Raw genomic sequence first — 12107 nt, forward strand, 5'->3', positions numbered from 1 at the left:
TCCCATGAAAGCACTCATCATCATCGCCGAAGGCATGGACCCGGTCGTCCTCGAGCAACAGGTGCAGCGCGGTCATCTGCCGTGGTTCGCCGAACGCCTGCGCGCGTCGCACTACCGCCGCCTGGATTGCGGGCCGGTTCCGTACGAGCCGAGCAACCTGGCCACCGCGTTCTCCGGCGTCAATCCGGGGCGCCACGGCTGCTTCTCGTACTGGAGCACCCGTGGCGACGGGGAACTGCCGCGCGTGCTCGAGACGGGCGACGTGAAGGCCGCGCGCGTGTGGGAATGGCCCGAGCTGAGCGACCTGCGCTTCAGCGTCGTGAACGTCCAGCTGACCCATCCGCCCAAGCCGCTGAACGGCCGGCTGGTGACGTACCCGATGTCGTATTCGCTGAACGCCAGCTATCCGCGCAGCCTGCTCTCCGACCTGCACCGGCGCGGCATCCGCTACGCGCACGACGTGACGCTGTTCTACACGGGCCAGCCGTTCGACGCGTTCGCGCAGGATGCGTGGCGCGTCGCGTCCGCGCAGCTCGACACCGCGTTCGAGCTGGCAGCGGACACCGACGTGATGATCGTCAACCTCACGCTGATCGATCGCGTATCGCATTTCCTGTGGTACGAGATGCGCCAGGACAATCCCGCGCAGCGGCCGGTGGTGCTGCAGGCGTACGACTTCGTCGACGCGGCCTGCCGGCGCCTGCAGTCGCTCGAGCCCGACGCGACGCTGGTGTTCTCCGAGATCGGCTTCGGCGATCTCGACGGTTTCCATTCCATCGACGCGGCGCTGCAGGCCGGCGGCCTGCAGGTGCTCGCGGGCGACGGCCAGGTCGACTGCGCGCGCAGCCTCGCGATGGAAACGGTGCAGGGTTCGCACGGCATCGCGCTGCGCGGCGACCTGCTGGGTGGCCACGGCGCCCGCGACAGCGAAGTCGACGAGGTTCGCGCGTTCCTGCAGGCGCTGCGCTTCGACGACGGCACCCCAGTGCTCGCGAGCGTGCATCACCGCGACGAGCTCTACGTCGGCGACCACCGGCATCTCGCACCCACGCTGATCGTCAAGCCCGCGAACCCGAAGCGCCCGCCGCTCGGCGATCCGCGCTGGGCGCGCCATGTGCGCCGGACCGCCCAGTCGGGCTGGCACCGGGACCAGGGCTTCGTGCTGGTCGACAGCGCGCACGCGCTGGCCGACCCGGGCGGCGACGCGCAGCTGCAGCAGATCGCCCCGACGATCGCGCATCTGCTCGGTCGCGCGCCCGCGCCCCAGTGCGAAATGGGCACCTTGCTGCAATGACGAACCGGGGGCGGCGCAGCGCGGCCACCCCAATCTCCCGCAATCTTCCGGAACTCATCCTCATGAAACTTGCAATCGACGGCGGCACCCCGGTCAAGACCGGCGCATTTCCGGCCTGGCCGCACTACGACGAACAGGAAGAAGCCGCGCTGCTGCGCAGCCTGCGCCAGGGCCAGTGGTGGCGCGCGACGGGCCAGGAAAACCTGCGCTTCGAAGAGGAATTCGCCGCGCATCACGGCTGCGAACACGCCGTGACCGTCACGAACGGCACGGTCGCGATCGAGCTCACGCTGCTCGCGCTCGGCATCGAACCGGGCGACGAAGTGATCGTGCCGGCTTTCACGTTCATTTCGACGTCGATGGCCTGCCAGAAGATCGGGGCGGTGCCGGTGCCGGTCGACGTGCTGCCGACGACCTACTGCATCGACCCGAAGGCGATCGAGGCCGCGATCACGCCGCGCACGCGCGCGATCATCCCGGTCCACATGTCCGGTCATTTCAGCGACATGGACGCAGTACTCGCGATCGCCGGCAAGCACGGGCTGGCCGTCATCCAGGACGCCGCGCACGCGCATGGCGCACGAGGCCCCCGCGGCCTGCGGATCGGCGAATGGGGCACGACCGCCTGCTTCAGCTTCCAGAACTTCAAGCTGATGACGGCCGGCGAAGGCGGCATCATCACCTGTCCGGATGCCGCGCTTCGCGAGCGGATCTTCCTGTACAGCAATTGCGGCCGGCCGCAGAACGACCGCGCGTACCAGCACACCGTGGTCGGGACCAACGCGCGCATGAGCGAGTTCTCGGCCGCCGTGCTGCGCACGCAGCTCGCGCGCCTCGATGCGCAGACGCAGACCCGCGAGGCGAATGCCGCGATCCTGCGCGACGCGCTCGCCCGCATGCCGGAAATCCGCCAGCAGCAGCACGGCGAGCATGCGACCGTCCATCCGCACTACATGACCATCCTGACCCTCGAGCGCGATCGGCACGGCCGCTCGTTCGATCGCAACCGCGTGGTCGACTGCCTCATCGCCGAGGGGATCCCGGCGTTTCGCGCGTATCAGGCGCTGTATCGCATCCCGAGCTTCTGGATGCCGCCGGCGCCGACGACGACGCACGACGCGCTGGTCCAGGCCTGCCCGGCGACCGAGCACATCGCGGCGAACGGCATCTGGATCCACCATCGCGCGCTGCTGGGTTCGCGGGAGGACACCCTGGCCATCGCCGAGGCGCTCCGCAAGGTACTCGACGGCGTCAACGCGTCGTGACCGCGATGCGTACGGCGACGATCGGCGGCGGCTGGGTCGCCCGCACCGTCTGGCTCCCGCTGCTCGAGGAGGCCGGCGCCACGCTCGCGAGCGTCGTCGATCCGTCGGCAGACGCGCGCGATGCGGTGGCGGCGCGCTTTCCAGGCATCCGCGTACATCACGCGCTGGACGACGCGGCGCTGGACGGCTGCGATCTCGCGCTGGTCTGCTCGCCGAACGCCCATCACGTCGAGCACGCCGCGTTCGCGCTGGAGCGGGGCTTGCACGTCATCGTCGACAAGCCGGCCTGCTTCAGCCTCGCCGAGGCCGAGTTCCTGATCGGCCTCAGCGAACGGCGGCAGCGCGGGCTGTGGGTCACGTCGGCCTCGTCGCGACGCGGCGATGTGCGCAGCCTGTACGAGCACGCCCGGCACGGCGCGCTCGGGGCGCCGCATTGCATCGACGTCGGCTGGCGTCGCCGCGCCGGTATTCCGCGCCCCGGCTCCTGGTTCACGCGTGCCGGCAGCGCGCTCGCCGGATCCGGCGGCGACCTCGGCTGGCATCTGCTCGAAGTCGGTCTCGGCCTGCTCGATTATCCGCTCGTGCAGGCCGGCTTCAGCCACCAGGTCATGACGGCCGGCGACCCTGCGGCCCAGCTGGCCGCGTGGCGCGGCGACGACGCGACGGCGCCCGACGCCGAGCTCAGCGTCGACACGCAGTTGTTCGGCTGCCTGCTCGCCGACACGGGCGCGGTCGTGCGTGTGTCGACCGCGTGGGTGTCGCATCGCGAACACGATGAAACCGTGATCCACGCATACGGCCAGAACGGCGAGCTGGCATTGCGCTGCACGTTCGGGTTCAGCACCAACGGCGTGCGCGAGCCCACCCTGACGCTGACGCAGGACGGCGCCGTGCACGCGCTTGCCTGCCCTTCCGAGGAGCGCATCGCGCCGTATCGGGCCTTCGTGCGCGACGCGCTGACGCTCGCCGGCCGCGCGGCGGCGGGCGAGCGCGCGGCGCTGTCCGCCGACTACCGGAAGCTGCGCTCGCTCGGCTCGGCGATGGCCGCGCTTTACCCGCCGGCCGCGCGGGCCGGTGCGGGCGGCCCGGCCACCGAACCGGCGCGGGCCGGCGAGGTGGCGGCATGAGCCTGAGCGTGATCGTTCCGGCGCACAGCAAGGCCCCCCGGCTGGCGCTGACGCTGGCCGGCCTCGCCGGCCAGTCCGGGTGCGGCGACGTCGAGCTCGTCATCGTCGCGGACAACGCGACGCCGGCGGTCCGGCAGGTGATCGCCGCCGCGCCGGCGGCACGCGTCGTCGAAACGCCCGGCGTCGGCCGCGCGGCGGCCCGCAACGCGGGCGCGACCGTCGCGCGCGGCGAATGGCTGGTGTTCGTCGACGACGACATCCTCGTGCAGGCCGACTTCCTGGCCTGCCACCGGTCCGCGCAGGTGGAGCAGCCCGGCCTCGTGCACGGCGGGCTCAGGGAGCTGATCGGGCTGTTGCGCGTCGACGATCCGGCGCTCGGCGGCCCGTCCTGCCCCCCGATCGACGCGGCGGCGTTGCGCGCCGGATGCTGGTCGCCGGGCACCGCGCGCGCCGTCGCCAATCCGCTCGAACAGGCCGCCGAGCACGCCGAGGCGGCCCGCTGGCCGTGGCTCGCGTGCGCCGGCGCGAACCTGTCCGTGCCACGCGCGACCTGGCTTGCCGGCGGCGGCTTCGACGAGGCCTATGGCACCCGCTGGGGGATGGAGGACATCGATTTCGCGTTCCGCCTGTGGGCGTCCGGGGTGCCGGTGCGGCTCGCGCCGCAGGCGCGCGGCTACCACATGTCGCATTACAACGCCGCGCGCTGGGACGAGCACCACGACAACCTGCGGCGGTTCCAGCAGCGCGCGGCCTGCCCGGAGGCGGACGCGCTCGATGCGCTGCTGTCGCCGGCCGGCTCGGTCGAGCGCTACCGTCAGCGCGTCGACCAGATCAGGCAGCGCGGCGTATCGCCGGCGTAGGCCGACAGCGCGTCGATGAAGCGCGCGCGGCCGCCGAACAGCCGGATCACCTGGCTGCGATAGCAGAGGCTCGCGTCGACCCACGCCGGCCAGTCGCATTCGAGCGCGACGGGCATCGCCGCCAGCCCGAGCGCGCGAACCTGCTCGGCGAGCGTGGCGGCATGCGCGGGCGCGTAATACGGAAACTCGGCGTAGTACGCGACGGTGTGCGGCAGGCGCCGCGCGAGCAGGTGGGCGATGCAATGGTCGACGTGGCCGCCGAAGCCGAGCGGCGCGATGACCTGGTCATCCGGGCGCAGCAATGCGCGCAGGCGCGCTTCGAGCGCGTCCGGCACGACGGGCGCGCCGACGTCGCCGGACGCCGCGAATAGCGCGTCCGGCGCCGGGCATTCGAATTCACCGGCCGGCGACGCGCGCAGTGCGGCGTCCTGGTGGCCGAGGCCGATGCGCGCGCACCCGAGCATGGCCGCGGCGCGGGCGTCTTCGTCGCGCCGCGCGGCGACGCCGCCGAACGCACGCCAGCGGTGCGCCGGCTCGGTCAGGCGCGCGGCGACGGCGGGCTCCGCGTCGCCGTCGCACAGCGTGACGATCGTGACCTCGCGGTCGCGGCGCCACGCCGGCACCGCGCCGCCGAGCGACCACACGGCGTCGTCGAGATGGGGCGACAGCAGCACGAGGCGGCCGTCAGGAACGAGTCGGGCGGTCGAGTTCATGCGGGATCGAGTGGAGAACGAACGATGCAGTCCGGATGGGCCTTGGCGTCATGGCGGTCATGCGTGCGCCATGCCGTCGGCCAGCGGGATGAAACCGTCGAGCGCTTCGATGCGCGCGATCCACGCGCGCAGGCGCGGATACGGGTCCAGCGCGAACCCGCCTACCGGCGCTTGCGCGAGGTACGTATGGCAGGCCACGTCGGCGATCGACGGCTGCGCGCCGAGCAGGAAATCACGGCCCGCGAGATGCTGCTCGAAGAACGCGCACAGCCGCTCGGACAGCGCACGCGCGCGCACCAGATCGTGCTGCCCGCCGAACAGCGCGTGACGACGCAGCACGGCGGGGCCGAACGCGAGCTCCCCCGCCGCGAGCGACAGGAAGCGCTGCACGGCGCCGGGCGGCGCGTCCGCGCCGCGCCAGTGACGCGCGCCATAGCGCTCGGCGAGGTAGACGAGGATTGCATGGGAGTCCGACAGGACGAGCGTGCCGTCCTCGAGCACCGGCACCTGACCGAGCGGATTGAGCGCGAGAAAGGCCGGCGTGCGGTGCTCGCCGCGCAGCAGGTCGACTTCGATCGTCTCGATCGGGAGCTTCAGCAGCGAAGCGAACAACGCGACGCTGTGCGAATGGCCGGACAGCGAGAAACGATGGAGACGAATGGATGGTTTTGAATGCATGACTTCGGGCAAGTGAATACGGCAATGAACAACGCGGCGGCTGCGCGACCGATCCGGGCGCATCCGGCCTTCCCGGCCTTTCCCGCAACGACCGCTTTTTTTTAACGACACGAGCATAGTTCTTTCGAGGCTGACCATGCAATTAATCGATATGCGAAATGCGCCGCTCGAGCGTGAATATCATTTCGAGCTGGACTCGCGCGTCACCGATCCCGCCCGCTTCAAGGTCGCGTTCGTGATATTCCTGGAGGGCGACCTCGTGATGTCGCCGGAGCATCTCGGCGTCGCCTACATGGCGGCGGTGCTGCGCCGCGCCGGCTTCACCTGCGTGATCATGGAAGTGCGGGACGACAAGGACGCCGCACTCGACACGCTTGCCGCGTTCGCGCCGGACATGACGTGTTTCACGCTGATGAGCCTGAACATCGTGACGTTCGGCGGCTTCTCCGAGCAGGTCCGCGCGCGCCTGCCCGGCACGCGCATCGTGTGCGGCGGGCCGGCCGGCACCTATGCCGGGGTCGACGTGCTGCGCAACTGCCCGCACACGGACATCGTCGCGGTCGGCGAAGGCGAGCCGACCATTTTCGAGCTGGTGCAGCGGCTGTACCTGAACCTGCCGCTCGACACCTGCCCGGGCATCTGCTTTCGCAACGCAGACGGTGAACCGGTGCAGACCCCGTTGCGGATGATGATGCACAACCTCGACGACCTGCCCTTCCCGTCGCGCGACCAGCTCGAGCTGCACGGCGGCAAGCTGGAGTACATCCGCATCAGCACGAGCCGCGGCTGCGTCGCGCGCTGCACGTTCTGCAGCGCGCCGCACGCAGGCAACAAGATCCAGCCGGGCAAGGGCTGGCGCGGCCGCTCGGCCGCGTCGGTGCTGGACGAGCTCACCCATCTCGTCGACGCGTACCAGTTCCGCACCTACGACTTCATCGATTCCACCTTCGAGGATCCGGACGGACGGCGCATCGGCAAGGGGCGAATCCGGGAGATCGCGAACGGGATTCTCGATCGCAAGCTCGACATCTACTACAACGTCTGCATGCGCGCGGAAAACTGGACCGACGACGATGCCGAGCTGCTGCAGTTGCTGTTCGAGTCCGGCCTCGAGAAGGTCAACGTGGGGATCGAGTCGGGCACCACCGAGGAGCTCGCCCTGTGGCAGAAGCGCGCGAGCGTCGAAGACAACGAGCGGATCATCCGGCTGCTGCGCGAGCACGGCATCTATCTCGCGATGGGATTCATCCAGTTCCACCCGTACTCGACCGTCGACACGTTGCGTCGGAATGCCGAATTCCTGCGCCGCAACAACGGCCACAATCTGCGCCGGCTCACCGAGCGGCTGGAAATCTATCCGGGCACGCCGTTGATCGGCAAGATGGAGCACGACGGCCTGCTGAACGCGGACTACTGGCAATCGCTCGACCACTATGGCTACCGCTACCAGGATGAAGCGGTGGCGAAGCTGGCGCATCACTTCGCGTCGCTCTACAACAACGACGACTATCACGAGCGCGGCGTCATCACCGATCAGTCCGCCGTGTTCGAATTCGAGACCTTCAACGTGGTGCTGTCGACTTTCCTGTCGCGCACCCAGCGGCGCTTTCGGCACACCCCGTCGGTCGTCGAGCTGATCCGCGAGTTTCGCTCGGGGTTGTACGCGAAGCACAAGGAGATGTCCGAGTTCAATTTCGCGTTCTTCACGTCGAGCCTCGACGCGGTGCTGGCGGACCGGCTGGATGCGGAAACGCACCGGCGCGACGTGGCGGATGTCGAACAGTATTTCCGTTCCGCGATCGACGAGATCCGGACCCGCCAGTTGCGGCTCGGGCGGGCGCTGCTGCGGGCGGGCGCCGACCTGAGCCAGATCACGTCGACCACCGACACGCGAAACTTCCCGATCGCAAAAACGTATACTGGCGGCGGCACGCCCTGCTGGTGACACGGGCCGCTGCCCCATTCCCGACCGACTTCACGATGAATCCCGCCAAGGTAGACCGAACCCGCGTCGTCAAGCTGACCGACCTGCCCAATATCGGCCCGGCGTCCGCCGCCGACCTCGTGCAGATCGGCATCGGCCGCCCCGCCGATCTCGTCGGCCGGTGTCCGTTTTGCCTTTACGACGAGCTGTGCATGCGCACCGCGACGCGCCACGACCCGTGCGTGATCGATGTGTTCATTTCCGTGACGCGGTTCATGGCGGGCGATCCGCCCGAGCCGTGGTGGGCCTTCACCGACGCGCGCAAGCGCGTCATGAGCGGCGCCTCTCCCGCCGCCTGCGACACGCCCGCCGGCCTGCCGTGCGATGTGTGCGGACGGCGGCCGGGCTGAGCCGGACGGCCGCCAGCCAGGGGGCGCGCCGCCCGATCGCCACGAACCGGCGGCACGCGCGCCGGTAGCAGACGAGCAGGTCGGCGCCGAGAGACGCTTGCGCGGGTTCGATCGCATCCCCCCGTGCCGGCATCGCCCTCAGCTATGCAGCGCGTGCCCCAGCGTCCGCAGCCGCAGCCGCAGCCGCAGCCGCAGCCGCAGCCGCAGCCGCAGACCAAAATAAAGTCGTCACCGCTTGCGAAGTAAAGATGTCGCCGAACCCAGCGTCGCGAAGACCAATGTCAACTCACCTGGAGCGCTGACAGCCGCCACCAAGCCCATCTGGTTTGCACTACGAAACATTACTGCCGATTGGGGGCGTGCCGCTCATGACTGGAAGGCGGCTGTGAACCAGCTCGCCATCCTTTACGGGGATCGATTCATTCGATCATCCGCGTGAATCTCAACCTGCCTTGAATACGGAGCTCCTGACACCCCCTCTCCTCCCGCTTCCTGGTAGCGGCGCAGCCACTTGCGAAGCGTTGGCCTGGAGATGCCACAACGCGCGCATACGAGACCGGCATTGCCGGTCTCTTGAGATATGCGTACCCAACGTAATCGCATCGAGATTTCACGTTCCATCGTCCCGTATTAGTTGAAACGATGTCCGCGAATCACACATCTCAAGCGACACAATCTCCCGATCGCCGGCGAAAATTACGCGCCCAGCAAGACCATTGCATGGACGCGTGAAAGCGCCTGCTGCCACTCAACGCTGTTGCGCGTAGCGTCACCGTTGTCGAGCAGCGGTTTGAGCAATGCGAGCAGATCCGACGACCGGGACGTTTCTTCCGGCGTGGTCACATCCGAAATCAGCCGGCCGGCTTCGTACATCGAATCGCGTGTCTTCCGGTCGGACGACTGATTCAACGACGCCGCCTGCAGCACTCCGCGTTTCGTTGCGATCTGCACTGTGCTGCTGGCGCTATCGTCGATTTGCACGTAGCGATAGTTCTGCGACAAGCGCGACGACGTCAGTACCGGTTCGCCGCCGCCCGACAGCGCCCGATGGTAGCTCGCGCTCAAATGGGACTGCTGACGCTGCATGATCTGTCCGTCGCGTTGCGAGCCGGTGAGTTGCGTGGTTTGCGATACCTGATAGGAAAACGAGTCGACTTCGCCGGGATGCATCGGATTCGGAGACGTCGTCGCATCCTTGATCGATGCGCTGAAATCGCCGAGTCCCGTCAACATTGCCTGATTCGCCTGCTGCAGCGCTGGCGCGTAGGCTGCACCCGGCAACACTTGCCCCGACGGCGTCCCGTAGTCCGCGTTCATCTGCGCGAAGCCGTCTTCGAACATCGACATCAGCGCCGCATTGCCGTGCCCTCGCGAATTCGCCTGATCGAACTGCTGCAGATAGCTGGCAACGGACGCAGCACGTTGCGAACTCGTCCCCCAAAGCGCCGAATTGCTCGTGTCGACGCTGACGTCGATGACCCCTTCCGCACTCTTGATGCTCAAGCTTCGAGAGGCGCGACTTTGCGAATAGCTGGCCGAAATGTTCGCGCTGCCGTCGTTGGTGACGTTGTACTGAAAATTCACGGAAGCGAGCGCCGACGTGTCGAATTGCGTCAGGCCGCTCAGGTCGAGTTTTGGCGGTGTGGCACCCAGGCTGTCGATGGCCCGCTGAAAACCGTCGGCAAGCTGGGCCACGGCGCTGCGTTCGCTGTCGCTGAGTTTGCCGCTGCTCGTAATGCTGGCCGAGAGGCTGCCGCCCCCGCTGTCGAGCTCGATGTCGACCGTCACGCCGCTGTTCGTTTTAACCGTGAGGTGGATCTTGCCGTCGGGTCCTTGCAGCGACGGTAAACCAATGCCGCCGGTCGTGCTGACCGACTGCGAAAAATCGCTGTCCGTCGTCTTGAAACGATCGAGCAGCGCACTGCCGACACCGGAGAACTGCGCCGTCATCGTCTGCGCGGTGGTGTAATTGCCCAGCATCCGGAGCGTCACGGCGTCGCCACTGTCGTTGGCCGTGGCGACTGTCGGCGTGACGCCGGCCAGCGTCCCGTCCGGCGTATAGGTTTCAAGCACCGCAACGCCGAGGGAGGAGGGAATCGTGACAATGGTCGACGGCGAAGACAGCGCCGCACTCGGCCGGTCGATTGCGTTCGCCGATCCGGCGGGGACAGGGCCCGCAGAATCCGCGAGTGGAGCAAGCGCAGCGGTCGTGGCGACGTTCAGGGACGATAGAGTAGACATGGCTTTCCAATGCGTTCTTGTTACCCGCTTGTAGTGCGGGCGCGCTGGTATTACGGAATGCTCAGACTGCTTTATCGTCAGATGAATCGAATTCTTTAGCCCGATCTTTCGTTTTGTCTATCGGATCAGGCATGAAATTCAGAGCGGAGGCCCCAGCTTCGGTCGGAGAGAGGCCCGCAGCTTCGTTCCGCAAGAAAAATGCTTCTACGATGTGTAGGCTAGCCCAATTTCGGTCCCGGATCGCCCAGGGCCGCCTTTCTTGCCGGGTCAGGTGGACTCGATTCGCACCCATGCCTCGTCGAATATAAATAGACACTAGTGAATTGATTCATGGACGATACGTTGCCAACTGAAAAACAACGCGAAGCGCTCTGCGACTTGATTGCGTCCGCCTTTGTCGAACTTCGCTATCTGGATGGAGAGCAGGCGCACGATCTTGCCTATGCATTTCATAACCTCCCCAAGGAAATGTATGGATGGGGATCGTGGAGCATCGATACCACGCGAAACCGGTTGCGGCACTATCAAACAAAACACGCAGGGAATGTCGGTTTTGACTATGTGGTTGCCTTCAATTCCATCTTTCCATGAATGCGATAACTTGCACGCACCGTGGGCGTGATTTTCGGCCGAGCATGGTTTTTCTTTCAGAAGGTGTGCCGCAAGGACGGTTCTGTTTGGCATTGAGATCCACGGTTTAAACGCCGCATTACCTTCTCGCGCACCCGGGTCGGCTGGTGCGAATTCTCCGCTCGGTTGTTCAGCCCCTTGTGCTGCCGGCGCTCGGTGTTCAGGCCCGGTTCGTGGCTAGCCGCCGCATAGCTGCGCAACTTGTCCGTCACGACGGCGCACGGGCGGCCGTGGCGCTTGAGCAGCTTGCGCATCAACCGTTTGGCCGCCGCCTTGTCCAGCGCCCCCCAACGTAACACCCCAACCTTCACGATTCATTTAACTTTCCGTGAGGACTTCGACACCGGCCGCTGACTACGATAGGCGCATGTTTTCAGGACCTGCTGCCAGGAGCCCATCATGCCCACCCGCAGACATCTGCTGTTCGCCGGCGCCACCGGCCTCGCCGCGCTTGCGACCCTGTCGTCCGTCGGCCGCCGCGCGCTGGTCGGCCGCGCGTTCGCCGAGTCGCCAGCCACCCCGCAGCCAGCCACCCCTTTCGAAGTCACCCTCAGCGACGCCGAATGGCATCGCCGGCTCACGCCCGCCCAGTACTCGGTCCTGCGCGAAGCCGGCACCGAGCGGCCGTACACCAGCCCGCTGAACGACGAGCACCGGCACGGCACGTTCGCGTGCGCCGGCTGCGATCTCGCGCTGTTCTCGTCGGCCACCAAGTTCGACAGCCATACGGGCTGGCCGAGCTTCTGGAAGCCGCTCGACCACGCGGTTGCCACCAATACCGACGCGTCGTTCGGGATGATCCGCACCGAAGTGCACTGCCGCCGCTGCGGCGGCCATCTCGGCCACGTGTTCGATGACGGCCCGCAGCCGACCGGCCTGCGCTACTGCATGAACGGCCTCGCCCTCGCCTTCCACCCTGCCGTCGCCTGATCCGGCCCCACTCCTGACCGACTGGAGAACGCACC

General features: G+C 67.3%; 11 protein-coding genes and 3 pseudogenes. 9 read left to right on the forward strand and 5 right to left on the reverse strand.

Translation table 11 applies throughout. The features are described 5' to 3' along the window. The first annotated feature begins 4 nt into the window (after positions 1–4). From ACPTTF_RS37675 to ACPTTF_RS37690, 4 genes are all read left to right on the forward strand, one after another. Entirely contained in the window at positions 5–1294 is a 1290-nt protein-coding gene (locus ACPTTF_RS37675) for an alkaline phosphatase family protein (RefSeq protein WP_423372542.1), read from the forward strand. 62 nt (positions 1295–1356) lie between these two features. Further along, on the forward strand, positions 1357–2559 hold the full coding sequence (locus ACPTTF_RS37680) for a DegT/DnrJ/EryC1/StrS family aminotransferase (protein WP_423372543.1): 1203 nt from the start codon (positions 1357–1359) through the stop codon (positions 2557–2559). A 5-nt stretch (positions 2560–2564) separates the two neighbouring features. Further along, the gene (locus tag ACPTTF_RS37685) at positions 2565–3686 is read left to right on the forward strand and encodes a Gfo/Idh/MocA family protein (RefSeq protein ID WP_423372544.1); all 1122 of its coding nucleotides are present in this window, start codon (positions 2565–2567) and stop codon (positions 3684–3686) included. Further along, the gene (locus ACPTTF_RS37690; protein WP_423372545.1) at positions 3683–4546 is read left to right on the forward strand and encodes a glycosyltransferase family 2 protein; all 864 of its coding nucleotides are present in this window, start codon (positions 3683–3685) and stop codon (positions 4544–4546) included. Before ACPTTF_RS37685 ends, ACPTTF_RS37690 begins: the two co-directional genes overlap by 4 nt. On the opposite strand, the gene ACPTTF_RS37695 is transcribed toward ACPTTF_RS37690, so the two are convergent. Together ACPTTF_RS37695 and ACPTTF_RS37700 are read right to left on the reverse strand one after the other, a co-directional pair. After that, positions 4501–5259: a PIG-L deacetylase family protein gene (locus ACPTTF_RS37695; RefSeq protein ID WP_423372546.1), complete on the reverse strand. Its 759-nt coding sequence runs from the start codon at positions 5257–5259 to the stop codon at positions 4501–4503. The genes ACPTTF_RS37690 and ACPTTF_RS37695 overlap by 46 nt on opposite strands. Positions 5260–5316: 57 nt before the next feature. Then, on the reverse strand, positions 5317–5937 hold the full coding sequence (locus ACPTTF_RS37700) for a glutathione S-transferase family protein (protein ID WP_423372547.1): 621 nt from the start codon (positions 5935–5937) through the stop codon (positions 5317–5319). 136 nt (positions 5938–6073) lie between these two features. On the opposite strand from ACPTTF_RS37700, the gene ACPTTF_RS37705 reads away from it, so the two are divergent. The 3 genes and pseudogenes from ACPTTF_RS37705 to ACPTTF_RS37715 form a co-directional block, all read left to right on the forward strand. After that, a complete protein-coding gene (locus ACPTTF_RS37705; RefSeq protein ID WP_423372548.1) occupies positions 6074–7882 on the forward strand; it encodes a B12-binding domain-containing radical SAM protein in 1809 nt (602 codons plus the stop codon). 35 nt (positions 7883–7917) lie between these two features. Beyond that, positions 7918–8271 carry a helix-hairpin-helix domain-containing protein gene (locus tag ACPTTF_RS37710; protein WP_423372549.1) on the forward strand — a complete coding sequence of 118 codons (354 nt, stop codon included), beginning with the start codon at positions 7918–7920 and terminating at the stop codon, positions 8269–8271. Between the two features lie 304 nt (positions 8272–8575). After that, positions 8576–8710 (forward strand): annotated as a pseudogene (locus tag ACPTTF_RS37715) (IS256 family transposase); the annotation flags it as partial. Between the two features lie 32 nt (positions 8711–8742). Here ACPTTF_RS37715 and ACPTTF_RS37720 read toward each other — a convergent pair. Further along, positions 8743–8874 (reverse strand): annotated as a pseudogene (locus ACPTTF_RS37720) (helix-turn-helix domain-containing protein); the annotation flags it as partial. A 93-nt stretch (positions 8875–8967) separates the two neighbouring features. Next, a complete protein-coding gene (locus tag ACPTTF_RS37725) occupies positions 8968–10512 on the reverse strand; it encodes a hypothetical protein (RefSeq protein WP_423372550.1) in 1545 nt (514 codons plus the stop codon). 330 nt (positions 10513–10842) lie between these two features. Between ACPTTF_RS37725 and ACPTTF_RS37730 the strand changes: the two genes are divergently transcribed. Beyond that, entirely contained in the window at positions 10843–11103 is a 261-nt protein-coding gene (locus tag ACPTTF_RS37730) for a hypothetical protein (RefSeq protein WP_423372551.1), read from the forward strand. Between the two features lie 86 nt (positions 11104–11189). Here ACPTTF_RS37730 and ACPTTF_RS37735 read toward each other — a convergent pair. Beyond that, a pseudogene (locus ACPTTF_RS37735) lies at positions 11190–11420 on the reverse strand (DDE-type integrase/transposase/recombinase); the annotation flags it as partial. 121 nt (positions 11421–11541) lie between these two features. Here ACPTTF_RS37735 and msrB point away from each other — a divergent pair. Beyond that, the gene (gene msrB, locus ACPTTF_RS37740; protein WP_423372552.1) at positions 11542–12072 is read left to right on the forward strand and encodes a peptide-methionine (R)-S-oxide reductase MsrB; all 531 of its coding nucleotides are present in this window, start codon (positions 11542–11544) and stop codon (positions 12070–12072) included. The last annotated feature ends 35 nt before the right edge of the window (positions 12073–12107 follow it).

Origin of the sequence: Burkholderia crassaminum, from assembly GCF_964265005.1 — a bacterium.
Lineage (GTDB): Bacteria > Pseudomonadota > Gammaproteobacteria > Burkholderiales > Burkholderiaceae > Burkholderia.

Coding starts and splice junctions, on each gene's coding strand:
- ACPTTF_RS37675 (WP_423372542.1), top strand. CDS start 5: ATGAAAGCACTCATCATCATCGCCGAAGGCATGGACCCGGTCGTCCTC.
- ACPTTF_RS37680 (WP_423372543.1), top strand. CDS start 1,357: ATGAAACTTGCAATCGACGGCGGCACCCCGGTCAAGACCGGCGCATTT.
- ACPTTF_RS37685 (WP_423372544.1), top strand. CDS start 2,565: ATGCGTACGGCGACGATCGGCGGCGGCTGGGTCGCCCGCACCGTCTGG.
- ACPTTF_RS37690 (WP_423372545.1), top strand. CDS start 3,683: ATGAGCCTGAGCGTGATCGTTCCGGCGCACAGCAAGGCCCCCCGGCTG.
- ACPTTF_RS37695 (WP_423372546.1), bottom strand. CDS start 5,259: ATGAACTCGACCGCCCGACTCGTTCCTGACGGCCGCCTCGTGCTGCTG.
- ACPTTF_RS37700 (WP_423372547.1), bottom strand. CDS start 5,937: ATGCATTCAAAACCATCCATTCGTCTCCATCGTTTCTCGCTGTCCGGC.
- ACPTTF_RS37705 (WP_423372548.1), top strand. CDS start 6,074: ATGCAATTAATCGATATGCGAAATGCGCCGCTCGAGCGTGAATATCAT.
- ACPTTF_RS37710 (WP_423372549.1), top strand. CDS start 7,918: ATGAATCCCGCCAAGGTAGACCGAACCCGCGTCGTCAAGCTGACCGAC.
- ACPTTF_RS37725 (WP_423372550.1), bottom strand. CDS start 10,512: ATGTCTACTCTATCGTCCCTGAACGTCGCCACGACCGCTGCGCTTGCT.
- ACPTTF_RS37730 (WP_423372551.1), top strand. CDS start 10,843: ATGGACGATACGTTGCCAACTGAAAAACAACGCGAAGCGCTCTGCGAC.
- msrB (WP_423372552.1), top strand. CDS start 11,542: ATGCCCACCCGCAGACATCTGCTGTTCGCCGGCGCCACCGGCCTCGCC.